The organism is Hymenobacter nitidus (genome assembly GCF_020447315.1).
In the GTDB taxonomy this organism is placed as follows: Bacteria; Bacteroidota; Bacteroidia; order Cytophagales; family Hymenobacteraceae; genus Hymenobacter; species Hymenobacter nitidus.
Window position 1 is genome coordinate 123,764 of sequence record NZ_JAJADQ010000011.1, and the last position, 26,146, is coordinate 149,909.

Sequence of the window (26,146 nt, forward strand, 5' to 3'; positions counted from 1 at the left end):
TACGGCACTCGTTTACTGCTTGAGCAGGCGCATGGCTTTACTCGATATGCCCTTTCCTTCTACCTGCACCAAGTAGGTGCCAGCGGGCAAAGAGGCGGGCAGTAGCACCTGCAAGTTGGCTGAGCCCGTGAGCGTCTGGCGCAGCAGCACCCGGCCCGTCAGGTCGGTGAGGGACACCTGCAGCGGTCCGGTAACCGGGGCCGAAAACTGCAGGGTGGTATAGTCAGAGGCGGGGTTAGGAGCCAGGGCCAGTTTCGCCAGTTGGTTTTGGTCCGGGTTGCGGGTAAGGGAAGCTACCGGGGAGTAGGCCGTTGTGCCATCCTGGTCGACTTGCCGCAGCCGGTAATACACCAAGCCACCTGAAGCGTCGAGTTGGTCCTGATAAGTGTAGTTGCTGGGCGTACTCACCGTGCCGCGGCCTTCCACGAAAGCCAGCTGCTGCCAGCCTTTGCCGTCGAAGCTGCGCTCTACGCCAAAGCCCTTGTTATTTTGCTCGGAAGCCGTCCGCCAGTTCAGCGTGACAACGCCGGGCTGCCGCTCCGTAGCCGTGAAGCTCACCAGCTCAACTGGCAGTGGTACGTCGGAGGCGCCGAGCGTGAAGGCCCCGAAGCCGGCCACTGGTCCGGCCGAGACTACCGAGCCAGCCGGCAGCGCGCCATCCAGGCCACCGTTGCCTTCCGATACCCAGCTTGAGCCGTCGAAGCGGGCTACCTGCAGCTCGTTGGTGAAGGCGTCGATGCCGCTGCGGGCACCATTCTCCCAGTACAGACGCACGCTTACGGCATCGGTTGAGCCGGCGCGGTCCAGGTTCCAGTACTCCACGGCGCTTACTTTTTCGAGCGGTGGGGTAAAGCTGCCGTTGCCAAAGGCCGAAGCAAAATACTCGCCGGTAAAGGCCGAAGCCTGATTAGCGGGGGCCGAAATGCCCAAGCGGGCCCACACGCCGCCTTTGCCCAATGGGAATACGAAAGCCGTGTTGCCCAGTTTGCGCAGTGGCCCTTCCACGTACGAAGCCGCGTTGCCTGCACTGGCGGTGGCGCCTGCGGTTAGGGTCAACAAGCTGGTGGGAGAAGTGCGCAGCAGGCCGGACGTCAGCGTGAGGGTGCCCGACAGGTTGAAGGGCGCCGCCAAGCCGGCCGTTTTGCCGGGCGCATTCAGCACCAGGTTTTGCAGAATAGTGGCCCCGTCGTTGGTGAGCGTCACGTTTTTGGTAATCGTGGCGGTGCCATCGTAGGTGGCCGCCACCAGCTCTACCGTGCCGTTTTCGGCTACATCGTTCAGGGCTTCCTGCAGGCAGGGCGCAACCCCCAGGTTGGGGCTGAACCAGTCGCCGTGCAGGTAGCTAATGTCGCTCTGAAAGCCTGTGGTGGCAGCCGCATCCGTATTGGTGTGCAGAAACGGCGTGTAGTCGAGGCGGCCGGTAGGCTCCAGGGACGACACCTGCGCGAAGCTGGTGGCAGGTCCCGCCAGCGTAATTACCCGGCCATTCAGGCCACTGGCGCCCCGCACCGCTACTACTTGGTTGCTGCCCAGCCAGTTCAGGGAGGCATTCACCACATTGCTCAGATTCACGGCCCGCAGCGAAGTAGCGCAGCTGTCGAGTCGGTTGCTCCGGATACTGTCGCCGACCGAAACCAGAGAGGCATTGCGGTCAATATCAAAAAATGGTGTTGAGCCCGAGCTGTTGGCGGGGCGGTCCTGTACTTGAATACCGCGCTGGCAGTTGGCCACCACGTTGCCGAAAACCTTGTTGTTGGCTCCTTCCAGCACCATGCCGAAGCCGTTGATGTTAAAAGCGGTGCGCAGGGCATCGGCCAGGTAGCCCCGCACAATGTTGTTCTGAATGTAGGCCCCGCCCGTGGTCAGGTCGCCTGTCACGCCGCCGCCGATGCCGATGATATTCCGGTCCCGGTCGATGAAGGCAATGCCCGCGTTGTCTTCCGCCAGGTTAGTCGGTGCTCCGAGGCTCCGCACGATGTAGTTGTTGCGCAGCACCAGGCTACCGGGGCCGCTGCCCCGGCCCGTACCCGTGCTCGACTTTATTTCCAGGCCGTTGGAGGCGTTGTTGCGGATGAAGTTGTTCTCAATGAGTGCGGCTGGGGTGGTGTAGTTGCCGTTGGCATCGCGCAGGCCGGCGGCTCCCAGCACGGCTATGGCCGGCCCCAGGTTGAAGCCCAGGCGGCAGCCCCGAATCACGAGCCCGCTCACGCTGCCATCGTTGATGTCGATACCGGCTCGGCGGTTCTGCTCGAACACGCCGTCTTCAATCACAATGTTGATTTTGCTGCCATTGACAATGAACAGGCCCCGGCCCGCGCCGCTGTTGCGCGTGTTGGGCTCCAGGGCCGTTTTGGTGGCCCGTACCCGCCGAAAGGTAATGTTCTCGGTGAAGCCTGGCTGGCCGTTCCAGTAAATGCCGAACTGCCGGTTTTGGGTGGTAGCAACGTCCTCAATGAGGAAGTTGACGTGGTTGACCTGGTTGTCGCACTGAATGCCGTAGTCGTAGGCCCGCACTTTCAATCCCGCAATCTTTACCGGGTTGGTTGGGGTGCCGCCGGCGGCCGTAATGAAAATGCCGGTTTCCTGGGTTTGCACGTCGCTTGGGGCCAAGCCGCCGTCGAACACGGTGCGGGCCGTATCCACGCCCTGCAGGCTCACGTTCTTGTTGAGCACGACCCGCTCCGAATATGTGCCGGCATCAATGAAGATGGTGGCCGTGGAGGCGTCGGCACTGGCCAGGGCCCGGGCTACGGTGGCAAAAGGAGCCGTGCTGCTGCCGTCCCCGCTCAGGTCGTTGCCCGCACCGGTCGTGTACACGTCGCCGGCCTGGGCCGCGTCATTCACATACAGGGCGACGGCGGCAGGCTTGCCAGTCTGGGCATGGGCGCTAGACAGAAATCCGCTGGTAAGTAGAAAAAGGGAGCTGACCAGGGTACGGTGTATAGTGTGTTTCATAGCCAAAATGGGAAAGTAGAGTCTGGCCTCTGAACGGTATTTCCCTAAGTTAGTTTAGGAATAATTCACTTTTGTCAGGGCCGCGCGTTTTTTTTCAGCCGGTGCCGGATAATGCCATCCAAGCAAGCGGTGCGGCGTATATAATATGTGTTTATGAAATTTAAATGATTGTATTATAGATGTATATACATCAAAGCAAGTTGTTGGTTCGCGGCTTCCTACATTCGTCTGCAGGACCAAAAAGAGCCAATTACCTTAGCGCTATGCTAACCCGGGTACGCTAATTCGAATCAGATTAGTACAAGTATTCACCAACAAAAATGCCGGCCCATTTCGGAGCCGGCATTTCCCATTTTGAATCAACTTGGTGGATTAGGCGTCTTCGCGGCCGTGCACCTGGGCCGGCGGGGTCGTTGCTTCCACGGCCGTAAAGGCTTCCAGAATCTTGTAGGTGTGCGACGAGCCTTTGGGCACTACCCAGGAGTTGCCGGGCTCCAGCACCACCATCTGGCCTGCCAGGTGCAGCTCGGCCCGACCACTGATAACGTAGCCCACCGTTTCGTAAGGGCGAGTTACTTCGGGCTTGGCTTCGCCGGGCTGCTCGTTTTCCCAGAGCCGCATGGAAACATGCACGCCGGAAGCCAGGTATTTTTCGCCATCGTGGCCTTTGGGGGAGAAGGCAGAATCGACTTTCGTGATGGAGGTATCAGCCATAAGTGAAGAAGAGTAAGGTGAGTGGTTTGGAATACAGATGAGTTCTGTACCCTAACGCAAGGCACCCGGCAGCGGTTGTGGCCTAAACCTTCCGACGGACTCATGGTTGCAGCATACGTCGTGGCCGTTATCTTGCCACCGCAAGGTGCCCGCTTTCCGGAGGCGCCCTTTTTTGTCTGACCTCATGCACGCTGCTTTTATCCAGTCCCTGGCCGATGCCCACCGCCAGGCCACGGCGCCCTTGCCGGGGCAGGCGTTCTGCACGCTCGCCGACCAGCTGCTGCAGGTGTTGTTTCCCGAACGGGCTGCCCGGCCGCTCAACAGCTCCGATGCCATCGAAGCCGTGCTCTACCACTGGCAGACCGAACTAGCTGAGCTGCTACGCGCAGTGCTCGACGGCAAGGAAGCTGAGCGCATCGCCGCCACCTGCATGGCCGGCCTGCCCCAGTTGCGCGACAAGCTGCTGCGCGACGCCGCCGCCATCGTGGCGGCTGACCCTGCTGCTCAAGGCGCGGCCGAGGTTATCAGTACTTACCCGGGGTTTTATGCCATTGCCCTGCACCGGTTTGCCCACGGCCTATACCAGCTGCAGGTGCCGCGCGTGCCCCGGCTGCTGAGCGAGTATGCCCACACGCGCACCGGCATCGATATTCACCCCGGCGCGCGCATCGGCCAGTCGTTCTGCATCGACCACGGTACGGGCATCGTTATCGGCGAAACCGCCGTAATCGGGTCTTACGTCAAGATTTTTCAGGGCGTCACGCTCGGGGCCCTGAGCGTGGCCAAGCACATGGCCAATATCAAGCGCCACCCTACCATCGAAGACCATGCGGTAATTTATGCCGGGGCCACTATTCTGGGCGGCAGCACGGTGGTGGGCAGCCACAGCATTATCGGCGGCAACGTGTGGCTGACCGAGAGTGTGCCTTCCCACTCGCGCGTGTACCACCGGGCCCAGATTCATGTGACCCGTTCGGAAGACCCCACCGCTGATATTACCTTTTCCATTTAAAGCAGGCCCGCGGTTACTGGGCACAGTGGCCGCCGGGCTTTCTGCTCAAGCCTTTACTCATTCAACCCTATTTCCAATGAAAGCCAACACCATTCTCGATACCATCGGCAACACGCCCCTCTTGCGCCTGAACCGTCTGTTTGCTCATCGCCCCGACGTGGAGGTGTGGGTGAAGCTGGAACGCGCCAACCCCGGCGGCAGCATTAAAGACCGTATTGCGCTAGCCATGATTGAGCAAGCCGAGAAGGAAGGCCTGCTGACGCCCGACAGCCTGATTGTGGAACCAACTTCCGGCAACACCGGCGTCGGGCTGGCCATGGTAGCGGCCGTGAAAGGCTACAAGCTGACGCTGGTGATGCCCGAGTCAATGTCTATCGAGCGGCGCCGGCTGATGACGGCGTACGGCGCCAACCTGGAGCTGACTCCGCGGGAGAAAGGCATGAAGGGTGCTATCGAAAAAGCCCACGAAATCGTGCGCGACACGCCCGGCGCCTGGATGCCCATGCAGTTTGAAAACCCGGCCAACATCCAGGTGCACGCCGAAACCACGGCCCAGGAAATTTTGCGCGACGCGCCCGAAGGCTTTGACTTCCACATTACCGGCGTGGGAACCGGCGGCCACATCACGGCCGTGACGGAGGTACTAAAGCCCACGTTTCCCAACATGCAGACTTTTGCCGTAGAGCCCGAGCTTTCTCCCGTGATTAGCGGCGGCGCTCCCGGCCCACACCCGATTCAGGGTATCGGCGCGGGCTTTATTCCGGCCAACCTGCACACCGCTATTCTTGACGGCACAATCCAAGTCAGCCAGCAGGAAGCCTTCGATATGGCCCGCCGCGCTGCCCGCGAGGAAGGCATGTTCATCGGAGTGTCTTCCGGTGCTTCCCTAGCGGCCGTAGCTAAAAAGCTTCCCGACATGCCCCAGGGCAGCCGCGTCCTGACGTTCTGCTACGATACCGGGGAGCGGTACCTGTCCGTCGACGGCCTGTTCGTGTAGCGGACTATTTCTGTCTATAAAAAGGAAAGCCCGGCCATCTGGTCGGGCTTTCCTTTTTATAGACCTTGCTGCGGTAAGGGCAACAAAAAAGCCCAACCGGGTAGGTTGGGCTTTGTGTGGAGAATATCGGAGTCGAACCGATGACCTCTTGCATGCCATGCAAGCGCTCTAGCCAGCTGAGCTAATCCCCCATTTGAGTGCCATTCGCCGGTTGCGTTTGGTGGGACAAAAGTACAGCAGGTTTTTGATTATGCAAGGCTATGCTTCAGAAATAGTTGAAAAAAAGGGCCCTATTCTGATAGGTGCTGCCGTTTTGGTCCTGTAATCCTCTGGTTTTTATGCGAATATGGTGTAGATCCTCGGCTGAAATATTTTACCTGCAATACCTCTGCAATAGCCAAGGTAAGCTGAACAGGACGGAGCAAATAAAAAAGGGCCGAAGATATCTTCGGCCCTTTTCGAAAAGCTTGTCAGCTCGTTTCTAGTTGTGCAGCACAGTAGAAAGGCCGAGCGGCGTAGCAGAGTTAGCGGCATTGGTACCGCGGCTGTAAATCGTGTAGATTTTACCCGACGCAAACGTGAGGGCAGTCGTTGGAATGATTACTTGGGAAGCGTTATTAGTAATCTTATCCGAACGGCGAACCTGGAACGAGTAGGCACCGGCGGGGATATCCGTGAAGTTCGCGAAGTTCAGGGTCCGAGAGGCCCGGGCCGGCGTGGTAGCCGTTGCCAATACCGCTGGAATTGTGAACGTGGTTGTCCGATACGACCGACCGATCGGAGCGAACATATACCGGTTTGGTAGAGCAATAACGTTAGCCGGGGGAACTGGCGGCGTGGCGGAAATCGGGCTGGTAATGGTAAACAGGCCCAGGCTGTCGGCACCACTGGAATAGCTCGGCGACAGGTTGATGAACCGAACCCGGGCACGTCCCGAAGCAGGAGCGGCCAGGTTATCGGAAAGAACTACCGAGCGCACACCACCCTGGTCGGTAGCTGACGACGCACGAGTCGGCAGATCCGTTAGGAAAACCGTGTAGCTCGAATTCGAGTTAAAGCCGTTCCGGGCACCAATCAGGTTGTTGTTCAGATTGGTGGCCGTTGAGAAGAGCAGCAACCGCTGACCAGCCGTAATAGATGCGTAAGCCGACTGTGCCAGATACGATACAGGAGCTGGGAGGGTCGTCAGCGCAGTATTGTCGACGCTTTTCAGTTGAGCATCACCAGCGCCGGGAGCGGCGTTAACAACCAGGTAGCGACCGGTGAGGGTAGTTGGGGTCGTCTCTGGTTTAGCAGCCGGGTACTCAGGCTCTTCACAGCTAACCAACGCCGTAGCTACCGTAGCAGCAAGCGTTAGTTTGGTGAAGAAGGAAGGAATTGAATAATTCATGAGAGGAGTCTTTAGCAAAGCCTACGAAACGATTAAAACAAGTAGCGGACACCAAATTGCGCCTGCCACCGCGAGGTGATCTGGCTAACTTGATAGGCCTCCTTAGGAGTCGCGCTCGTGCCCGTGCCGTAGCTGAACTGCGGACGACCGGTTGAGCCGCCTTCCAGGCCCTGGTAACGCAGCAAACCGTAGTTCTGGTTCGATACGAAGTAATCGCGGCCCCAGTCTTTGTTCAGCAGGTTGCCAAAGTTGAGCACGTCGACCGACAGCTGAATAGTGTGCTGCTTGCTGCCAATGGTCGTATAGAAATCCTGCAGCAGACGTACGTCGATGCGGTGCTGCCAAGGCGTGCGCGCGCCGTTACGAGCAGCATACTCGCCCCGGTGCTCACGCAGGTAGTCGTCATTTTCGATGAAGGAATTCAACTCGCTCCAGATCTGATCAACTGAACGACGGTCGTTCGGGCCATCCGTAATCAGCACGATTTCGCTCTGGTTGCGGGGAATGTAGATCAGGTCGTTTGAGTTACCCGTAGCAGTACCACCGTCACCGTTCAGGTCGGTACCGTAGTAGCTATACGAGAACGGAGCACCCGACTGGCCATTGTAGAAAGCCGAAATAGTCGTGGCGAAGTGCTCAGCATAGGCTTTGCGGTACGAGAACGAGCCGATTACGCGGTGACGCAGGTCGAAGTTCGAGTACGACAGGGGCAGGTTGTTAGGACCAGCAACGTGGGGGTTGAATTCCCAGATCGACTGAGCCGTAGAGCTCGAGCCGGAGTACACGTCGCGCGACTGACCGTAGGTATAAGCTGCCGAGGCGAACAGGTCGGTAGTTACCTGCTTCTTCAATTCAGCAGTGAGGCTGTACTGGTAGCCCTTGCTGGTGTTGGTCAGCAGGAACACGCTGTTGAAGTCTTTGCTGTTGCGGTAGCGGTTAGCACCTTGCGTAGCGTTGTTGGTACCGGTAGGATACACCGGACGACCGTCGCCGAGCAGTACGCCCGTAGGGTTTACCAGGTTGATGTCCTGGGGCAGCACATCGTTCAGCGTCTTCGAGTAGATACCTTCCAGCGTACCTACGATGCCCAGGGGCAGACGGTAGTCAACGGCGAAGTTGGTGCGGATCAGCTGGGGGTTTTTGAAGTCCTTAGCGGTAACGGCTACACTGCCTTTAGCGGCGCGCGAATTCAGGTTCCGAACCTGGCCTACTAAGTTGTTGTAGTTCGACGACAAGCCGAAGCCACTGCTAGGAACGTTGTTGCCAGCCGTCTGGCTGTCGTAGTTCGAGAAGTCGACACCGGTGCCGCCGTACTGGTTGGAAATCCACACGTAAGCCGGACGGCCGGTGAACATACCTACACCACCACGCAGCTGGAACGTCTGGTCTTTGCGCACGTCCCAATTGAAGCCGATACGGGGCGACACCTGAAGCCGGCTCTTAGGCAGGCGGTTGGTCCGAACGTCGTAGGCATCCGTCTGAGCGTTGGCCGTAGCGAAGGTCGAGTCAACCTTGTAGTTATACGAAGGCTTGTCGAAGTACACGGGCAGGTCGAAGCGCACACCCGTCGTGACGCGGAAGTTATCCGTCACGTTGTATTCGTCCTGTACATAGGCGCCAAACTGAGCAGCACCGAACTTAGCCGTCGGCTTGCCACCGGGCAGAGCGAAGTTCTGACGGTACCGGAAGTTGGTTGCCGCCACGTCGTTGGTCAGGAAGGCATTCAGCGAAGGCCAGTCGTAGCTGCCTTCCGTACGCTGCACAAACAGGTTATCGAAGCGGAAGATTTCGTTGTTCGTACCAACGGTCAGCACGTGCTTGCCGGCGAATACGTTGAAGTTATCCGTGATTTCGAGCACATCCTGGCTTAGGCGGTTCTGGGTCGAGCTAACTTCCGAGCCAGCGGATACCGTGCCGTTACCAACGCTGATGGTAATGGAAGGGAACAGGGCACCTTTGGTCTGGCGGCTGTCGCGGATGCGCGAGTAGCCTACCAACAGGTTGTTGGCGTAGCGGCTACCGAAGCGGCTCTTCAATTCCATTACCGTCGAGTTGGTCTTGCTCAGGAACTGGTAAGCGTTGTTGCCAAAACGGAAGTTGGTTGTGCCACGCGAGATGTTGTCATCCAAAGCGTCCACGAAGTTGTGGCGCAGCGTGAGCTGGTGGTTCTGGCTGATGTTCCAGTCCAGACGGGCGAAGGCCTTGTTGCTGCGGGTCTCGGCGTTTACATCACCAAAGCCGCCAGCATCGTAACCGTACTCGGCCAGTTTGTTCTGGATCTGCTGCAGCTGGTCAGAGTTTACGAAACCAACCACGTCAGTACCGGTTTCGCCGGGAGCACCGGCACGGAACAGTACTGGAGCGCTACGACGGGTAATTTCGCCGTTGACGAAGAAGAACAGCTTGTCCTTAATGATGGGACCACCCAGACGGAAACCGGTCTGGTAGTCGTAGAATTCAGCCAGCTTGGTGCGGTTGCCCGACGCATCTGGGGTTACGCTCTTACCAGCCGTGTTCTCGTTACGACCGAAGGCGAAAACCGAACCCGAGAAGTCGTTGGTACCGGAACGGGTTACGGCGTTGATAGCACCGCCGCTGAAACGGCCCTGGCGTACGTCGTAGGGCGACAGAACAACCTGAAATTCCTGGATGGCGTCCAGCGAAATCGGGTTGGTGCCAGCCTGACCACCGGGAGCACCGGAGTTGCCCAGACCGAACAAGTCGTTGTTGGAGGCACCGTCAATCTGGATGTTGTTGAAGCGGCCGTTACGACCACCCAGGGAGTTACCGTTGGCCTGGGGAGTCAGGCGGGTGAAATCCTGGAAGCTACGCGACAGGGTGGGCAGACGCTCAATCTGTTCGCGCTGCACGTTGGTGGCGGCGCCGCTGCGCTGCGAGTTCAGCGTAGGATCCTGCTTACCCGAAACCGTAACGCCAGCCAGCTCCGTGGTGGCTTCGCTCAGGTTGATGTCCAGCCGCTGGTTCTGACCCAGCGTCAGGAAAATGCCTTCCCGGTTCGTGTCCTTGTAACCAATAAAGGTTACGCGCACCGTGTAAGGGCCTCCTACACGCATGTTGGGAATGTTGAAGCGTCCTTCCGAGTTGGTCGGAGCCACGTACTGGGTGTTGGTCGGAGTGTGCACCGCAATGACGGTAGCTCCGGGCAACCCTGCGCCAGCCTTATCGGTAATAATACCGGTCATGGCCGAAGTCGTTGTACCCTGACTCCACGCCCCTGGGGCTGACAACAGCGTCAACACCAGCAAGAGTAAGAGGCGTAAACGTGAATGTTTCATAAATGGGTAAATAGGTGAAAAAAGAGGAAGCTTAAAGTGAAAGGGAATGCAAAAGTACGGACGTTTTTTACCGGGTTCGTTATCAAATCTTTGTCTTTCTCCTCAACCGGCAGGCTCTGGCTATTTCGACCGCAAAGGTAAGGGGGAAATTCACAATACCGGCCTCACCGCCTTGATAAAGCGACTAAGATAATAGTCACTTTCCAAGCTATTCTCTACGACACCTAACGAGCTGGAAGAGTGGATGAACTGTACGCTTTCCGGGCTGGCTTCCGTCACCAGGCCCACGTGCGTGATAGTTGCGCTGCCAGGTGAAGCTCCGAAAAATACCAAATCGCCGGCTCGTAAGTCTTGTGGTTTTACCGGGGTTCCCCACACGGCCTGCTCGTTGGAAGAGCGCGGAATTTGCACGTCGATGGCGGCAAACGCGGCGCATAGCAGCCCCGAGCAATCCATGCCCAGGCGCGTGGTTCCACCATACTTATACGGGGTGCCTTCGTAGGAGCGGGCGGCTTCAATAACGGTCGCCAAATCCTTGGACACGGTAGCGGCACTGCTGCGGCGCTTCACCACTACTTTGGACTTGCCCACGGGCGAAGCTGTCTTGGATTTGGCTTTCGCGACTGGCCTAGCGCCGCGCCGCCGCCGCTCTTCCGCTTTCATGCGGGCCATGTCCCGGGCCGAATAATACCGGCCGTTGCGCTGGTTGAGCTTGCGGGAGCTTCCGCAGCCAGCCAACAACACTAAGATACTAAGCAGTACTATCGGCCACCAAACCAAGCGTTGGTGCGAATAATGTACCTTCGTAAGGTGTTCCCGCATCGGGACAAAGATACGCGAATCGCTCATTCTGCCTTCTATATATGAATTTTCAACCCCTGACTCCCGCCCTGGTGGCTGCTTTCGAGCAAATCGTGGGCGAAGCGTATGTGCTTACTGCTCAGCGCGTCGAAGCGGATGTGTACGCCGACTATGGCCGCGACCATACCGAGGATTTGCATTTTGCCCCAGATGTTGTACTCCGGCCCGCCAACGCCGAGCAGATCAGCAAAATTGTCCGGCTGTGCCACGAGAACTTCGTGCCAGTTACGGCCCGGGGTGCCGGTACGGGCCTGAGTGGGGGCGCTCTGCCTATCCACAACGGCGTCGTTATCCTGACCGACCGGCTTAACCGCATCGTTGAAATCGACGAGCGAAACCTGCAGGCCACGGTGGAGCCGGGCGTAGTAAATGAGGTGTTCCAGAACGCAGTGAAGGAAGTCGGATTGTTTTACCCGCCCGACCCGGCCAGCAAGGGCAGCTGCTTTCTGGGCGGCAACCTCGCCCACAGCAGCGGTGGGCCCAAAGCAGTGAAATACGGCACCACCCGCGACTACGTGCTCAATCTGCAGGTAGTGCTGCCCACGGGCGAGATTATCTGGACGGCGGCCAATACTCTTAAGAACTCCACTGGCTATAACCTGACCCAGCTGATGGTAGGCTCGGAAGGCACCCTGGGCATTATTACTAAAGTGGTGTTCCGGCTGCTGCCTTACCCGCAGCACAACATTCTGATGCTGGTGCCTTTTCGGCAAGAGGAGCAGGCCGCCGAAGCCGTATCGGCGGTGTTCCGAGCCGGCGTTATTCCCTCCGGCATGGAGTTTATGGAGCGCGAGGCCATTGCCTGGTCGTCCGACTACCTGAAAATTCCGCTGAGTCTGCCCGAGGACATCAAGGCCCACCTGCTCATCGAGCTGGACGGGCAGGACATGGACCAGCTCTATAAGGAAGCCGAGCAGGTATATGGCGTGCTGGAGCGCTACGACGTGGGGGAAATCCTGCTGGCCGACAACGCCACCCAAAAGGACGAGCTGTGGAAAATCCGGCGCAACATCGGCAATTCGGTACGCTACAACTCGGTGTATAAGGAAGAGGATACCGTCGTGCCTCGCGCTGAGCTGCCCACGCTGCTCAAGGGCGTGAAGGAAATCGGGCAGCGCTACGGCTTCAAGAGTGTGTGCTACGGCCACGCCGGCGACGGTAACCTGCACGTAAACATTATCCGCGGCGAGCTGACGGATGAGGAGTGGAACGTGGGCTTGCGCCAGCCCATTACCGAAATTTTTGAGCTCTGTGTGAAGCTCGGCGGCACCATTAGCGGGGAGCACGGTATTGGGCTAGTACAGAAGGGCTACATCGGCATTGCCCTGCACGAAACCAACCTGCAGTTGATGCGCGGCATCAAGAAAGTCTTCGATCCGCACGGCATCCTGAACCCGGGTAAGATCTTTTAACCGGCACCACGGATTTGGCGGATTTTTGGGATAGGTCGGATTTTGTGGAAGATTACCCTGAATTAACTAAAAAGGCCACCCGAGCGGGTGGCCTTTTTAGTTGTCTTGGCTTTTGCAGATGTAGCGGATTGTGCTGGCGGCTGTGCCATCCATCAAATTCACTTCCGACTAACCCGTGATTCAGAGACTAGCTCTGGTCGCCTTTGAGCTTGTCTTCGCCGCCGTAAGGGGCGCCGGCCGTAATGTCGCCGTGCAGGCCGCCCTGCGACACACCAGGGCCGCTGTTGGGCTGCTGGGAAGTCGTGGTATTGTCATTAGCCTCCACTTCGGGGCCCGAAGCGGCATCGGCACCGCCTACCTGAGCGGCCGTGGCGGCCTGGCCGCTGCCAGTGATGATGTTGGTTTGCTCGCCGATGGGGCCGGCCAACGCATTTACTTTCTCTACGTATTGGCGCTTGGCATCGTCCTCGCTCACGCCTTTGAACTTGCTCCAAGAGTCCCATTGGGCCTGCGACATGCCGGGCGTGCCGCTGGGGTTGTCGGGTGAGTCGTCGCCCACCACTTCTCCTTTCGTGTCATGGTCGCCTTCGGTGGCCTGCTTATATAAGCCGTAGAGTTCGGTCATGTGGGCGGCGGCTTTGTCGCCCGGCAGGGTGTCTACGCGCGATACAGCAGCTTCAAACTGCTGTTGTAAATCCATTTGCTGCTGAAGATTCATGGGTCAGAAATAGCTAAAGAGTGGAAAAGTAAGTGGGTTTACTAGCATGGCACGGCTTTGGTTGCGGGGGCGCGCCGCTACTTTTTCAGGACGCAAGTCCGTAGAGTTCGTACTTTTGCCCGCCAATTATGTGTGGAATCACCGGAGTATTCGCTTTTACCGACGCAGGACGCCGTTCGCTGTCCGCGTTGCATGCCTCAACCGACGCTATTGTTAGCCGTGGGCCTGATTCACAGGGGCATTTTGTGTACGACCGTTGCGGTCTGGGCTTTCGCCGGCTCGCAATTCTTGACCTGACGGCCGACGGCAACCAGCCGATGACCGACGAGTCGGGCCGCTACACGATTGTCTTTAACGGCGAGATTTTCAACTTCAAGGAGCTGCGCCAGAAGCTGGTCAAGAAAGGCCACCGTTTCCATTCTCAGACCGATACGGAAGTTATTCTGCAACTCTATATTGCGGAAGGCCGCGGCTTTCTGAAGAAGCTGAACGGCTTTTTTGGCCTGGCCATCTACGATAAGGAGGAAGATTCCCTGTTCATTGCCCGCGACCGGATGGGGGAGAAGCCCCTGCTGATTTACCGCGATGAGGACAAGATGTTCTTCGCCTCGGAGATGAAGTCGCTGCTGGCCTTGGGCGTGCCCCGCAAGCTCGATTATGTGGCCCTGAGCCACTATCTGCAGCTTAACTACATTCCCGGTCCCGCCACGATTTTCAAGGGCGTCAAGAAGCTGCTGCCCGGCCACTACCTCTTTATTAAGGGAGGAAAGGTGGTCAAGAAGCGCTACTACAAGATTCCGTACGACCCGAAGAAGACGGCCAAAAACAAGCTGACCTACGAGCAGCAGCAGCAAAAGCTGGTTACGCTGCTCGACGATGCTACGGCCCGCCGCCTCGTGGCCGACGTGCCGCTGGGCGCTTTCCTGAGCGGTGGCATCGACTCGTCGGTGATTGTGGCCCTGGCCTCGCGCCATACCCAGCACCTGAACACGTTCAGCATCGGCTACCGCGACGAGCCCTTCTTCGACGAAACCAAGTATGCCAAGCTGGTGGCCGAGCGCTACAAAACCAACCACACGGTCTTCTCGCTCACCAACCAGGACCTCTACGACCACATCTTCGATGTGCTCGACTACATCGACGAGCCGTTTGCCGACTCTTCGGCGCTGGCCGTGTATATCCTGAGCAAGCGCACCCGCGAAAAAGTAACGGTGGCCTTGTCGGGCGACGGTGCCGATGAGATGTTTGCCGGCTACAACAAGCATATGGGCGAGTTCCAGGTGCGGCAGGGCGGCTTCAAGGCCGAGGCCGTAACGGGCCTGAACCTGCTCTGGGACATTCTGCCCAAGTCGCGCAACTCGTTTTTCGGCAACCGCGTGCGGCAGTTTCAGCGCTTCTCGCGCGGCATGCTCAGCGGCCCCAAGGACCGCTACTGGGACTGGGCCACGTTCGTGAACGAAAAAGACGCCCGTAACCTGCTCAGCGCCGATTCGCGCCGCAAAGTAGGCAAGAAGCTCGCCGAGAAGCGCCGTAAGGACGTGTTGCAGAACCTGCACGCCGACGGCGACCTGAACGAGGTGCTGCTCACCGATATGAACTTGGTGCTGCCCTACGACATGCTGGCCAAGGTAGACCTGATGAGCATGGCCAACTCCCTGGAGGTACGCCCGCCCTTCCTGGACCCTAACGTGGTGAACTTTGCCTTTTCTATTCCCGTCGAAAGCAAAATCGACGCGAAAATGAAGAAGAAGATCGTGCAGGATGCTTTCCGGCCCATGCTGCCCGAGGAATTGTACAAGCGCCCTAAGCACGGTTTTGAGGTGCCGCTGTTGAAGTGGTTCCGCAACGAGCTACGGCCCTTGATTGAGGATGATCTGCTGTCGGATGGCTTCGTAGAGGCCCAGGGTATTTTCGACGTGGATGCTGTCCGGGCGTTGAAAACCCAGCTGTTTTCGCGCAACCCCGGCGACGTGCACGCCCGCATCTGGGCGCTCATCGTGTTTCAGCACTGGTGGAAGCGGCACATGATGTAAGAGCCGCTTCGTCTCGCTGCCGTTATTCACGCATTGCCCGTCTGATTTGATGATATCACCGCCTACTTCACCTCTTCTGGGTATTCAGTTTCCGCCGCGTACGCTCTCCATCGTTATTCCGGCCTACAACGAAGCACCCACGATTCACCTGATTCTGGATCAGGTCAGGAAGGTGGAGCTGGCTGGCGGCATGAGCAAGGAAGTCATTATCGTCAATGACTGCTCGCGTGACAACACGGAAGAGGCTATTGAGCGGTACGTAGCGGCCAATCCGGATTTTCCCATCCGCTACCTGAAGCACGCCGTGAACCTGGGCAAAGGCGCCGCCCTGCACACCGGCATCCGGGAAGCTACCGGCGACTACGTGGTTATTCAGGACGCTGATCTGGAGTACGACCCGCAGGAGTACAACCTGCTGCTGAATCCCGTGCTACGCGGCTTCGCCGATGTGGTATACGGCTCCCGCTTCGTGGGCAGCAACCCGCACCGCATCCTGTTTTTCTGGCACAGCATCGGCAACTACTGGCTGACGATGCTGTCGAATGCCTTTTCCAACCTGAACCTGACGGATATGGAAACCTGCTACAAGCTGTTCCGGCGAGACATTATTCAGGGGTTGCGGCTGGAAGAGCAGCGCTTTGGCTTCGAGCCCGAAGTCACGGCGAAAGTCTCCCGCGTGCCCAACGTCCGGATTTATGAGGTCGGTATCAGCTACTTCGGGCGGACTTACGCGGAGGGCAAGAAAATCGGGTGGCGGGACGGATTCTGGGCCATCTACTGCATTTTCAAATACGGCTTGTTGGCGCGTATCTAAAGCCTAAACATCCTGGCTAGCGCAACGTTAGCTGGTTTTTTCAGTAAACTCGCCCGCTGTTAGCTTCGGCTGCAGCTTTGGTAATCAACTCTCCCTCGTTACAGCGAGCCCCAGACTTTTAACCGAATATCTCTCTCCAAACACAACATATATGAAAATCGCAGTAGTAGGTACCGGCTACGTAGGGCTGGTTACTGGCACATGCTTCGCCGAGGTCGGGATTGACGTCACCTGCATCGACATCGACCAGAAGAAAATCGACAACCTGCACAAGGGAATTCTGCCGATTTACGAGCCCGGTCTCGAGGAAATGGTGAGCCGCAACGTGGAGAAAGGTCGTCTGCACTTCTCAACCAGCCTCGCCGAGGGCATCAAGGATGCCGACGTGGCCTTTATTGCCGTGGGCACGCCTCCCGGCGAAGATGGCTCGGCCGACCTGAAGTACGTGCTGGCCGTAGCCCGCGGTATTGGCGAAAACATGAACAACTACGGCGTTATCGTGACCAAGAGCACGGTGCCCGTAGGCACGGCCGCCAAGGTGCGCGCCGAAATCGAGCAGGCCCTGGCCAAGCGCGGAGCCGACATTGAGTTCGACGTAGCTTCCAACCCCGAGTTCCTGAAGGAAGGCGCCGCCATCGACGACTTCCTCAAGCCCGACCGTATCGTGGTGGGTGTAGCTTCGACCCGTGCCGAGGAGGTGATGAGCAAGCTCTACAAGCCTTTCCTGCTCAACGGCCACCCGATTATCTTCATGGATATCCCGTCGGCCGAAATGACGAAATATGCCGCCAACTCGATGCTGGCGACCAAGATTTCGTTTATGAACGACATTGCCAACCTGTGCGAAATCATGGGTGCTGATGTAAACATGGTGCGCAAGGGCATTGGCTCCGACGCCCGTATCGGTACCAAGTTCATCTACCCCGGCATCGGCTACGGTGGCTCCTGCTTCCCCAAAGACGTGAAGGCCCTGATCAAGACGGCTTCCGAGAACGGCTACGAAATGCAGGTTCTGAAGGCCGTGGAAAGCGTGAATGACGCCCAGAAAGAGGTGCTGTTCGACAAAGTATACAAGCACTTTGGAGGAGAGCTGAAAGGCAAGAAGATGGCCGTTTGGGGTCTGTCGTTCAAGCCCAAGACCGACGACATGCGCGAGGCTCCCTCCCTGGTTATCATCGACAAGCTGCTCGACGCCGGCTGCACCGTTTCGGCCTACGACCCAGTGGCTATGGAAGAAGCCAAGCACACGCTCGGTGACCGTATTACCTACGCCAAGGATGAATTCGCCGCTATTATCGACGCCGACGCTTTGCTGGTGGTAACCGAGTGGCCCGATTTCCGCTCGCCCAACTTCGAAGTGGTAGCGCGTCTGATGAAGCAGAAAGCCATTTTTGACGGTCGTAACATCTACGACGCCAAGGAGCTGCACGAAGCGGGCTTCACCTACCACTGCATCGGTATTCGCACCGACCATAAAGAGCCCGTTGCCTAATTCTGCGGCAGCTTCAGCTTATATCTCATCACGCGCCCGGCCGTAGGGTCGGGCGCCAATTGCTACCAAATGGCTACTACTTCCGATAAAAAACGCGTCCTGATTACGGGTGGTGCGGGCTTTCTGGGCTCCCACCTCTGTGACAGGTTCCTGGCCGAAGGCTACCATGTCATTGCCATGGATAACCTCATCACCGGCGACCTGAGCAACATCGAGCACCTGTTTGGCAACGAGGACTTCGAGTTCCACCACGCCGACGTGTCGAAGTTCGTATTCGTGCCCGGCAAGCTGGACTACATCCTGCACTTTGCCTCGCCCGCCTCGCCCATCGACTACCTCAAAATTCCGATTCAGACGCTGAAAGTAGGCTCGCTGGGCACCCACAACCTGCTGGGCCTAGCCCGCGTGAAAGGCGCCCGCATGCTGATTGCCAGCACTTCGGAGGTATATGGCGACCCCGAAATTCACCCTCAGGTAGAGGAGTACTTCGGCAATGTAAACCCCGTGGGTCCCCGTGGCTGCTACGACGAGGCCAAGCGCTTCCAGGAAGCCATTACCATGGCCTACCACAACCACCACGGGCTGGAAACCCGCATCGTGCGGATTTTCAACACCTACGGCCCGCGCATGCGCCTGAACGACGGCCGTGTATTGCCAGCATTCCTGAGCCAGGCCCTGCGCGGTGAGAACCTGACCGTATTCGGCGACGGTTCCCAGACCCGCTCGTTCTGCTACGTCGACGACCTGGTGGAAGGCATCTACCGCCTCTTGCTGAGCGACTATGCCTTGCCCGTGAACATCGGCAATCCCGATGAAATCACTATCAAGGAGTTCGGCGAAGAAATTGCCAAGCTTATGAACGTGGAGTTCAAACCCACCTACCAGGAGCTGCCCCAGAACGACCCGATGAAGCGCAAGCCGGACATTACCAAAGCCAAGGAAATTCTGGGCTGGGAGCCGAAGGTAGACCGTGCCGAAGGCCTGCGCCGTACTCTGGAGTACTTCAAGGAGCACGTTCAGGTGGCCGCTGCCGGCCAGGTTGATAACACGCCACGCACGTTCTAATAACTTCCCCGACGCATATGCAGAAGCCACATTTAATCGAGTTTCCAAAACTGGGCGCCTCCGACATTGGCTACATTTCCGTCGGGGAAGCTAACGGGCTGATTCCGTTTCCCATTGAGCGTACCTTCTGGACCTATTTCACGCCGGAAAGCATCGTGCGCGGGCGCCATGCCCATCACGCCACCGAGCAGGTGCTCATTGCTGTGGCCGGCCGCATCATCGTCACCACAGAAATGCCCGACGGTGAGGTGCATACTTTCGTGCTGGAGTCGCCGCACGTGGGGGTATATGTGCCGCCGAATGCCTGGCATACCATGCAGTACTCGCACACGGCCGTGCAGCTGGTATTTGCCTCCACCCGGTACAACGAGCAGGATTACATCCGGAAGTACGAAGATTTTCGCCAGGTATGGGGAGCCAAGTAAATGCGGAACTAGTAGCGGCCCGGGCAGATAAGCTCTTCTTTTACTCGCCCTACAATTTCCTGCGCAAGCTTAACGTAGAAACTCAGCAGCGGCTGTTTGGCACCGGAATGGCCGAGCAGTACGCTGCTGATGCTTCGCATCGGATTTTCGAATTTGAGCAGGCCGGAACCATCGTGCAGTTTCTGTACGCATACCTGCCCTGGGACAGTGACTTCTTCAAGTCGGCCGTCTACAAAGTTTTCACCATGCTGTTTGCCGACGATACTTCCGCGCAGGTACTGGCGGCGGCAGGTAAGGCTTTTCGGCAGCAGTTGCAGCAGGAGGGAGCCACGTATTGTTTCGCGGAGCTGCCCGCCGAGGATACCCGCGTGGCGCAGGCCCTGGGTTCGGCAGGGTGGCGCATGGTCGAAACCCGGCTGCTGTTCTTCCACGATGCGGTGGCTACGTTTGAGCAGCCTCGCTACCCGGTGCGGCTAGCCCGAAAGGAGGAAGCCCCGGCTATCGGCCGGATTTCGGCCGCGGCCCGCAACGAATACGACCGGTTTCACGCGGACCGCTGGTTTGCCGGCGACACCGGTGACCAGTTTCTGGCGCGGTATGCGTCGGCGGCTGTGGAAGGGTATTGCGATGCCGTGCTGGTGCCGGCTGAAGATAATTTACCGGTTGACTCCTTTCTAGCCATCAGCGACCTGCAGGCCCACGGGGCAAGTTTAGGTACCGGTTTTTCCCGTGTTGTGCTCACGGCAGTAGGGCCTGCTAATCGAGGTTGGCATTTGAAGCTGGTTTCGGAAACGGTGCAGCGCGCCCAGCAGCAAGGCGCTGAGTATGTGCTGATGACCACGCAGGCGACCAATCGGGCTGTGTTTCGCACCTGCGAAAAACTCGGCTTTAAGCTCGGCGGTTCGAGCCACGTACTGGCATGGTCGGTGTAATTTTTAGAGTACGAATGCGTTGTTGCGCTTGATGCATGAGCTAAATAGGGTATACATTTATTGCTTCGGACAAGCAGAAGATGATTTTCTGCTTGCGTAAGGGATGCGGATTTTCCCGATGACTAGCAGTACATACTGGTCGCTGTGAGGGAGTAAATATTTGGTTCTAAGCCAAGATGCTGGCAGACCAAATTGGGTTGGCGGAATGCCAGCAAGAGGTAAAGGGCTGTTTTTTCACCACAGAGCTAGGAAGACAGTTAGAAAGGAAACAGGAAGCATTTCTGGGCTTTCCTAACCTGCAGCCCAATGGCTCTCATTTCTTACTCTTAACTAGATAAGCACTGTATGATGGAAGTTGGCACTAGATCCAATCAGAGAACTATAAAAGAAAATGAACGCCAAGCCGACCGGCCTGGCCTGCGCACTAGCCTCCGCAGCACCTGGCAAAGTGTCTGGCCTCTGCTGGCGGTAGGACTAGTACTACGCTTGTTGTTCCTGGCCTTCGGAGCTGAAATCTATTATTCCAGCCGCCAAAGTGATATTTACTCGAATGGGGATTCCTATTCCTACGTGCTGAGCTTCCACAATCTGCTTGAGCATGGACGCTATACCTTTGACTTAACGGAGCCTGAGGCGGCTGTCGGCCGCTTGCCGGGCTATCCGTTTTTCTACGGGGCGCATTTTTTGGTGTTCGGGCAACAAAAGGTACTGTTTGCCACTGCGTGCACCCAAGTGCTGCTAGATACCTTAGGTATCTGGCTGATATACGTCATTACGGCTCGTTTGTCTTCTCCTACTTCCTGGGCCCCGTTTCTGGCGGCGTTACTGCTCACCCTTTATCCTTTCAGCATCGTCTGGGTTACCATTACAGGTACTGAAACGCTGGGTTTGTTTTTGGTTTTATTGTGGTGGGCAGCTTTGCTCCTTATGCGCCCTCGTGCCCTGAATTGGGTATTACTCGGAGTATTACTCGCGGTAATTTTATATGTCCGGGAGTTTTTGGGCGTGTGCGTAGCAGTTACAATGCTGTACTTGCTGATTGGGTCTGATAAAAAAGACCTTAGAACAATAGCACATCCTATTGTACTGGTACTAGCCGGTTTTCTTTCCCTGTATATCTGGTGGCCGGTTCGAAACTACATGGTGTTGGGGCGCTTGATTCCGCTCAAGCCAGCAGCTGCCGGCTACGCCAACCTGCAGGAAGACGCGCAGACCGCCCTGGCCTGGATGCTTACTTGGACTAACGATGTGACAATGGGTTTTGACGAAATCATGTTTGCCGAAAAACCCTCTTTTCCGGAACACGTTATCAACACCCCTGCGGAAAAGCAGCTAATAGATTCCCTGGTAACCTTAAGTCGTACCTGCGCCTCTAGCTTCCACGTCCGGATGCTCTTGCTGAGGGGAAGTACTTCAGAAACCGACGCCTCTGCAGGAGCGGGCTTCAATCATTACCAGAAAGCGCAGCAGGTAAATACGTTACGGCATCACAACTGTAACGACGTAGTTAGTGCGGGCTTCAATCGGTTACGGGCCAGCTACATTCATCGGCATCCGATTCGGGCCCGGGTAGAAGTACCATTGCTTAATTTTCAGAAGATTCTCTTCAAAAGTCAGTTTAAACCGATATCTGGAGAAAAGATTACCAGAGCCCAGCAACTCACCTCCGTTTTATTCATGTGGCGCTCGGTTCTGCTGGCGCTCGGTTTTATAGGAGCTTGGCGCTATCGTAAGCTGCCCGGATTATGGCCCGCCCTGATGTTTGCTGCTGTCATTTTTGGCTATATGGCTATTGTCTTTCGCACGATGGAAATGCGCTATCTGCTGCAGGCCGATGTATTCATGCTGGTGCCAGCGGCCCTCTTATTGGCGAGTTGGGTACCTCAGCGCTGGGCAAAATCCGTACGTAGCGTTGCCACCGCCTGATGCCTTTGCCCAACTAATAATTGTCTAAAACAACGTTCTTCTCTACCGGCTTACCCGGTATCCTTTATCTTCGCCGTATGAAAGTCCCTTTTCTCTCCTTTACGCCCCAAAATCAAGCTGTTCGTTCCCAGGTGCTTGAGGCCATGAGCCGGGTATTTGATTCCCAGTGGTATGTGCTGGGTGAGGCCGTCAAGCAGTTCGAAGCTGAGTACGCCCAGTTCTCTACAACCACTGAGTGCGTAGGAGTAGCCAATGGCCTGGATGCGCTGCACCTGGCCCTGAAAGCCCTCGATATCAAGGAGGGAGATGAGGTAATCGTACCCTCCAACACGTACATCGCTACGTGGCTGGCAATTTCCTTTGTTGGAGCTACGCCTGTTCCGGTAGAGCCTAATCCGACGACTTATAATCTGGATCCAGCGCTGCTGGAGGCTGCCATTACGCCCCGCACCCGGGCCATTATGCCCGTGCACCTCTACGGTCAAGCCTGTGAGATGCAAGCCATTATGGACGTCGCCAAGCGTCATAACCTGTACGTGGTGGAAGATAACGCTCAATCGCAGGGCGCTACTTACAACGGCGGTATCACAGGTAGCTTCGGCGACGTGAATGCAACTAGCTTTTATCCGGGCAAAAATCTGGGTGCCCTCGGCGACGCCGGCGCCGTCACTACCAATAATGCTGACCTAGCCAAGAAGGTGCGCACCCTGCGCAACTATGGCTCCCAGCAGAAATACTACAACGAAGTCATCGGCCACAACTCCCGTCTCGATGAGCTGCAGGCTGCCGTTCTCAGCGCCAAGCTGCCCTTGCTGATGGAGTGGACAGGCCAGCGGCAGGAAGTGGCAGCCCTCTACGATACGCACCTGGCCGGTATTACCGATTTGCATTTGCCGGCTGTGGCTCAGGGAGCCACCCACGTGTACCATTTGTATGTGGTGCGCACGAGCCGCCGCGACGAGCTGCAAAAGTATCTGGGCGAGCAGGGCATCGGCACGCTGATTCACTACCCGATTCCGCCCCACCTGCAGGAAGCCTACCGCTTCATGAATTTCAAGGCTGGCGCTTTTCCAATTGCCGAAGAGCTGGCAACCAGCTGCCTGAGCCTACCCATGTGGCCCGGTATGACGGAAGCGGAAGTAGAAGTTGTGAGCAGCGCGATTCGCACCTTCTTTCAATCGTAATTTCTGCCCTTATTTCCCCTCAATGCCCAAGTTATCGATCATCATTCCTTGTTACTTCAACGAAGGTAATATTCCAGTCACCAGCCGGGAGCTGATTGCCAATGAGGCCCTGTTTCCCGCCGAGCTGACGTTCGAGTACGTTCTCGTCGATGATGGCTCGGGTGATGGAACCCTGCGGGAGCTTCTGGCTTTTCAGGCTGCTTATCCGGAGAAGGTTCGGGTAGTAGAGCTGGCCGGCAACGTGGGGTCTTACAATGCCATTGTAGCCGGCATCGAGCAGGCTACCGGCGACTGTATGGCCATCATCACGGCCGATATGCAGGACCCGCCCGAGCTGATGGTGCAGATGTATGACTACTGGAAAAAGGGGCTGAAGCTGATTATCGGCAACCGTCAGGATCGGGAGGAAACCGGATTACAGCAGCTGTTTGCTAAAACCTTTCATGCTCTGATGAAGAAAATTGCCCTGCCCAACATCCCGGATGGGGGCTTCGACTTCGTCTTTTTCGACCGGCAGGTAGGAGAGCATATCCTGGAATTAAAGGAGCGTAACAGCAACCTGTTTTACCTAATGGTGTGGCTGGGTTACCCCTACGTAAACATTCCGTACGTGCGGCGCAAGCGTGAAATCGGTAAGTCGCGCTGGACCATCCAGAAGAAGATTAAGCTCTTTATTGATTCCATTCTGGCCTTTTCTTATTTTCCCATTCGGGCCATTTCGGTTGTGGGCGTAGTCATGGGCTTTGTTGCGCTGCTCTACGGGCTCTACATCCTGGGCGTGAAAGTGTTTGGCGGCATCGAAGTAGAAGGGTGGACTACCCTGATGCTGGTCTTGCTCTTCGTTTCGGCGTTCCAGATGATAGCTCTGGGCATCATTGGCGAATATGTGTGGCGTGGCCTTGATGCCGCACGTAGCCGTCCGCTGTACGTGGTCAAAAACCTGTACGCCAAGTAAGCTTCACAAATCCCTGTAATTTTGGGGGCTTAGTGCGTTATTTCTGATTTGCTCCCCGGTACACTTTGCAAAACATGCAGGAGCTAAAATTCGTACCTACCCAGCTTAACTGAGACCGGAGCCGAGCCAACTCCGCACAAGCGCTTCGCTCAGCTCTCAGCTTTCGGCGTGAACCCCGCAGCCATGAACACCGGAATTATCCGATACTCACTTAATAGCATTGGCTATTACCTTTCTACGCCTCAAAAACGCAAAGCCATCTGGATGTTTGTGTTGCTGCTGCTTGCTTCCTTTCTCGATGTGGTTGGCCTGGCCTCCCTCGTACCGGTTATGATGGTAGCCGCGGAACCAGGCGGAGTGCAAAAAAGCAAATATTTTGCGCCTGTTTACGAAGGACTAAATTTTCAATCGGAACAAAGCTTTCTGCTCGCGCTGATAGTCGGGGTATTTCTGTTTTTTCTGTTCAAAAACTTATTCTCCACCTGGGTCAACTATCTGCAAACGCGCTTCACGGCTGATGTTGGTTTGAGTATTATCCAGAATCAGCTGTCCAAATACCTGAATTTTCCCTTCTGGTATTTCAACGACTTAGGCTCTTCTCAGCTGATTAACAGCACACTGCAGGTGCCTAGTACGTACGTGAACATGATTTTGCGCCCGCTGTTTATCTTCTTCTCCGAAGTAGCAGTCGTATTGGTCATTGTGGTCAGTATCTTGGTTTATAAGCCACTGCTATTGGTAATTCTGGCTTTGGTGCTGGTGCCCACAACCCTGCTTACCTACGGCGCACTACGTGCCCGGGCACAGTCGATTGGTAACCGCGTGAATGAGCTGCGTCCTATTTCCTTCAGCATTATCGGCGACTTGTTCACGGGTTTCGCCGAGTTGAAGCTGGCCAACAAACAGCAGCGCTTCAAGGACCAGTTGCTGGATAACCAGCGGGAAATTCAGAAGCTTGATGCCGAGGTGTACCTCTACACGTTGCTGCCGCTGAAAGTAATTGAGATGGTTGCCATTCTGGGTGTCCTGACGATTTTCCTGTATGCCATCTATGTGCCTGGGTCCTCCACGAATCTCATTACGCTCGTTGGCCTCTTCGCCGCCGCTGCCTACCGTCTGATGCCCTCCGTAAACCGCATGTTGATGGCTATGGTGCAGCTCAAGCAGTGCCAGTATACCATTGAAGATCTGGAAGCCTACCGTGAGCCGAAATACCAGGTTGCGCAACCTCTACAACAGGCCGAGTTGTCGTTTCAGAATAGCATCAAACTGGATAATCTGGTTTTTAGCTTCCCCGAAGCCCCCAGCGCTGCTTTGCAGGGAGTGTCACTCACCATCCAGAAAGGCCAGAAAGTGGGTTTTATCGGCAGCTCCGGCTCCGGCAAAACTACGTTGATGAACCTGATGCTGCGTTTCTATATCGAGCAGCAAGGACACATTCTAGTTGATGGCAAGGTTTTGGGGCCAGAGCACATAGAGGCTTGGCACCGCATTATTGGCTACGTGAAGCAGGATACTTTCCTAATGGAGGCATCCATTAAGGAGAATATCACCCTGGGCGATACGAATGTGGATCAGGAACGCCTTGGCTATGCTATCGAGCAGGCCTCGCTCCGTGGCTTTGTAAATAGTTTGCCCGATGGCGTTGATACGTTCATTGGTGAGCGGGGCTCGAAGCTTTCGGGCGGACAGCGTCAGCGTATTGGCATTGCCCGTGCTTTGTACAAGCGAACTGAAATTCTGATTCTGGACGAGGCAACTTCCGCGCTGGATAACGAAACGGAACGAGAGGTGAACGAGGCCATTGCCCGCCTGTCGAGCACAGATATGACCATTCTTATCATCGCTCACCGCATCACTACTTTGCGGGATTGTGACCAAATTTATGAATTGAGCGCGGGTAAGATAGTGTCTACGCACCAATATCAAGACCTGCTCAACCGGGTGCTATAGTTCCAATTTCCC

Annotated in this window: 19 protein-coding genes and 1 tRNA gene; 13 read left to right on the forward strand and 7 right to left on the reverse strand. The window is 56.6% G+C overall.

The window, feature by feature from the left end; all coding sequences use genetic code 11:
- Positions 1 to 12: 12 nt before the first annotated feature.
- On the reverse strand, positions 13 to 2,955 hold the full coding sequence (locus LGH70_RS19045) for a T9SS type A sorting domain-containing protein (protein WP_226188968.1): 2,943 nt from the start codon (positions 2,953 to 2,955) through the stop codon (positions 13 to 15).
- 372 nt (positions 2,956 to 3,327) lie between these two features.
- The gene (locus LGH70_RS19050) at positions 3,328 to 3,669 is read right to left on the reverse strand and encodes a cupin domain-containing protein (RefSeq protein ID WP_226188971.1); all 342 of its coding nucleotides are present in this window, start codon (positions 3,667 to 3,669) and stop codon (positions 3,328 to 3,330) included.
- 184 nt (positions 3,670 to 3,853) lie between these two features.
- On the opposite strand from LGH70_RS19050, the gene LGH70_RS19055 reads away from it, so the two are divergent.
- A complete protein-coding gene (locus tag LGH70_RS19055) occupies positions 3,854 to 4,681 on the forward strand; it encodes a serine O-acetyltransferase (RefSeq protein WP_226188973.1) in 828 nt (275 codons plus the stop codon).
- 76 nt (positions 4,682 to 4,757) lie between these two features.
- Positions 4,758 to 5,678 carry a cysteine synthase A gene (gene cysK, locus LGH70_RS19060; RefSeq protein WP_226188975.1) on the forward strand — a complete coding sequence of 307 codons (921 nt, stop codon included), beginning with the start codon at positions 4,758 to 4,760 and terminating at the stop codon, positions 5,676 to 5,678.
- A gap of 117 nt (positions 5,679 to 5,795) precedes the next feature.
- Here the strand turns inward: cysK and LGH70_RS19065 are convergent.
- The 4 genes from LGH70_RS19065 to LGH70_RS19080 form a co-directional block, all read right to left on the reverse strand.
- Positions 5,796 to 5,869 (reverse strand) — tRNA-Ala (locus tag LGH70_RS19065).
- Between the two features lie 290 nt (positions 5,870 to 6,159).
- Positions 6,160 to 7,068 carry a DUF4397 domain-containing protein gene (locus tag LGH70_RS19070; protein WP_226188978.1) on the reverse strand — a complete coding sequence of 303 codons (909 nt, stop codon included), beginning with the start codon at positions 7,066 to 7,068 and terminating at the stop codon, positions 6,160 to 6,162.
- Positions 7,069 to 7,100: 32 nt separating this feature from the next.
- Positions 7,101 to 10,364 carry a TonB-dependent receptor gene (locus tag LGH70_RS19075; RefSeq protein WP_226188981.1) on the reverse strand — a complete coding sequence of 1,088 codons (3,264 nt, stop codon included), beginning with the start codon at positions 10,362 to 10,364 and terminating at the stop codon, positions 7,101 to 7,103.
- Between the two features lie 150 nt (positions 10,365 to 10,514).
- Complete coding sequence (locus tag LGH70_RS19080; RefSeq protein WP_226188984.1) at positions 10,515 to 11,102, reverse strand: C40 family peptidase; 588 nt, start codon at positions 11,100 to 11,102, stop codon at positions 10,515 to 10,517.
- A gap of 125 nt (positions 11,103 to 11,227) precedes the next feature.
- Between LGH70_RS19080 and LGH70_RS19085 the strand changes: the two genes are divergently transcribed.
- Positions 11,228 to 12,637 carry an FAD-binding oxidoreductase gene (locus LGH70_RS19085; RefSeq protein ID WP_226188987.1) on the forward strand — a complete coding sequence of 470 codons (1,410 nt, stop codon included), beginning with the start codon at positions 11,228 to 11,230 and terminating at the stop codon, positions 12,635 to 12,637.
- Positions 12,638 to 12,824: 187 nt separating this feature from the next.
- On the opposite strand, the gene LGH70_RS19090 is transcribed toward LGH70_RS19085, so the two are convergent.
- Positions 12,825 to 13,337 carry an acyl-CoA-binding protein gene (locus tag LGH70_RS19090; RefSeq protein WP_226188991.1) on the reverse strand — a complete coding sequence of 171 codons (513 nt, stop codon included), beginning with the start codon at positions 13,335 to 13,337 and terminating at the stop codon, positions 12,825 to 12,827.
- Positions 13,338 to 13,483: 146 nt separating this feature from the next.
- Between LGH70_RS19090 and asnB the strand changes: the two genes are divergently transcribed.
- From asnB to LGH70_RS19140, 10 genes are all read left to right on the forward strand, one after another.
- Positions 13,484 to 15,388 (forward strand): asparagine synthase (glutamine-hydrolyzing), encoded by a 1,905-nt coding sequence (gene asnB, locus LGH70_RS19095; protein WP_226188992.1) that lies wholly within the window; start codon positions 13,484 to 13,486, stop codon positions 15,386 to 15,388.
- A 49-nt stretch (positions 15,389 to 15,437) separates the two neighbouring features.
- A complete protein-coding gene (locus LGH70_RS19100; protein WP_226189161.1) occupies positions 15,438 to 16,202 on the forward strand; it encodes a glycosyltransferase family 2 protein in 765 nt (254 codons plus the stop codon).
- Positions 16,203 to 16,353: 151 nt separating this feature from the next.
- On the forward strand, positions 16,354 to 17,694 hold the full coding sequence (locus LGH70_RS19105; protein ID WP_226188993.1) for a UDP-glucose dehydrogenase family protein: 1,341 nt from the start codon (positions 16,354 to 16,356) through the stop codon (positions 17,692 to 17,694).
- A gap of 69 nt (positions 17,695 to 17,763) precedes the next feature.
- Complete coding sequence (locus LGH70_RS19110; protein ID WP_226188995.1) at positions 17,764 to 18,759, forward strand: UDP-glucuronic acid decarboxylase family protein; 996 nt, start codon at positions 17,764 to 17,766, stop codon at positions 18,757 to 18,759.
- Positions 18,760 to 18,776: 17 nt separating this feature from the next.
- Positions 18,777 to 19,184 carry a sugar 3,4-ketoisomerase gene (locus tag LGH70_RS19115; RefSeq protein ID WP_226188996.1) on the forward strand — a complete coding sequence of 136 codons (408 nt, stop codon included), beginning with the start codon at positions 18,777 to 18,779 and terminating at the stop codon, positions 19,182 to 19,184.
- Positions 19,169 to 20,116: a GNAT family protein gene (locus LGH70_RS19120; protein ID WP_226188998.1), complete on the forward strand. Its 948-nt coding sequence runs from the start codon at positions 19,169 to 19,171 to the stop codon at positions 20,114 to 20,116. The genes LGH70_RS19115 and LGH70_RS19120 overlap by 16 nt, the downstream gene beginning before the upstream one ends.
- A 345-nt stretch (positions 20,117 to 20,461) precedes the next feature.
- Positions 20,462 to 22,042 (forward strand): glycosyltransferase family 39 protein, encoded by a 1,581-nt coding sequence (locus tag LGH70_RS19125; protein WP_226189000.1) that lies wholly within the window; start codon positions 20,462 to 20,464, stop codon positions 22,040 to 22,042.
- 77 nt (positions 22,043 to 22,119) lie between these two features.
- On the forward strand, positions 22,120 to 23,226 hold the full coding sequence (locus LGH70_RS19130) for a DegT/DnrJ/EryC1/StrS family aminotransferase (protein ID WP_226189002.1): 1,107 nt from the start codon (positions 22,120 to 22,122) through the stop codon (positions 23,224 to 23,226).
- Between the two features lie 22 nt (positions 23,227 to 23,248).
- Positions 23,249 to 24,181: a glycosyltransferase family 2 protein gene (locus LGH70_RS19135; RefSeq protein WP_226189004.1), complete on the forward strand. Its 933-nt coding sequence runs from the start codon at positions 23,249 to 23,251 to the stop codon at positions 24,179 to 24,181.
- Positions 24,182 to 24,364: 183 nt separating this feature from the next.
- The gene (locus LGH70_RS19140) at positions 24,365 to 26,134 is read left to right on the forward strand and encodes an ABC transporter ATP-binding protein (RefSeq protein WP_226189006.1); all 1,770 of its coding nucleotides are present in this window, start codon (positions 24,365 to 24,367) and stop codon (positions 26,132 to 26,134) included.
- Positions 26,135 to 26,146 lie beyond the last annotated feature (12 nt).

Coding starts and splice junctions, on each gene's coding strand:
- LGH70_RS19100 (WP_226189161.1), top strand. CDS start 15,438: ATGATATCACCGCCTACTTCACCTCTTCTGGGTATTCAGTTTCCGCCG.
- LGH70_RS19115 (WP_226188996.1), top strand. CDS start 18,777: ATGCAGAAGCCACATTTAATCGAGTTTCCAAAACTGGGCGCCTCCGAC.
- LGH70_RS19085 (WP_226188987.1), top strand. CDS start 11,228: ATGAATTTTCAACCCCTGACTCCCGCCCTGGTGGCTGCTTTCGAGCAA.
- LGH70_RS19070 (WP_226188978.1), bottom strand. CDS start 7,068: ATGAATTATTCAATTCCTTCCTTCTTCACCAAACTAACGCTTGCTGCT.
- cysK (WP_226188975.1), top strand. CDS start 4,758: ATGAAAGCCAACACCATTCTCGATACCATCGGCAACACGCCCCTCTTG.
- LGH70_RS19140 (WP_226189006.1), top strand. CDS start 24,365: ATGAACACCGGAATTATCCGATACTCACTTAATAGCATTGGCTATTAC.
- LGH70_RS19125 (WP_226189000.1), top strand. CDS start 20,462: ATGATGGAAGTTGGCACTAGATCCAATCAGAGAACTATAAAAGAAAAT.
- LGH70_RS19130 (WP_226189002.1), top strand. CDS start 22,120: ATGAAAGTCCCTTTTCTCTCCTTTACGCCCCAAAATCAAGCTGTTCGT.
- LGH70_RS19075 (WP_226188981.1), bottom strand. CDS start 10,364: ATGAAACATTCACGTTTACGCCTCTTACTCTTGCTGGTGTTGACGCTG.
- LGH70_RS19050 (WP_226188971.1), bottom strand. CDS start 3,669: ATGGCTGATACCTCCATCACGAAAGTCGATTCTGCCTTCTCCCCCAAA.
- LGH70_RS19120 (WP_226188998.1), top strand. CDS start 19,169: ATGGGGAGCCAAGTAAATGCGGAACTAGTAGCGGCCCGGGCAGATAAG.
- LGH70_RS19090 (WP_226188991.1), bottom strand. CDS start 13,337: ATGGATTTACAACAGCAGTTTGAAGCTGCTGTATCGCGCGTAGACACC.
- LGH70_RS19045 (WP_226188968.1), bottom strand. CDS start 2,955: ATGAAACACACTATACACCGTACCCTGGTCAGCTCCCTTTTTCTACTT.
- LGH70_RS19055 (WP_226188973.1), top strand. CDS start 3,854: ATGCACGCTGCTTTTATCCAGTCCCTGGCCGATGCCCACCGCCAGGCC.
- LGH70_RS19105 (WP_226188993.1), top strand. CDS start 16,354: ATGAAAATCGCAGTAGTAGGTACCGGCTACGTAGGGCTGGTTACTGGC.
- LGH70_RS19110 (WP_226188995.1), top strand. CDS start 17,764: ATGGCTACTACTTCCGATAAAAAACGCGTCCTGATTACGGGTGGTGCG.
- LGH70_RS19135 (WP_226189004.1), top strand. CDS start 23,249: ATGCCCAAGTTATCGATCATCATTCCTTGTTACTTCAACGAAGGTAAT.
- asnB (WP_226188992.1), top strand. CDS start 13,484: ATGTGTGGAATCACCGGAGTATTCGCTTTTACCGACGCAGGACGCCGT.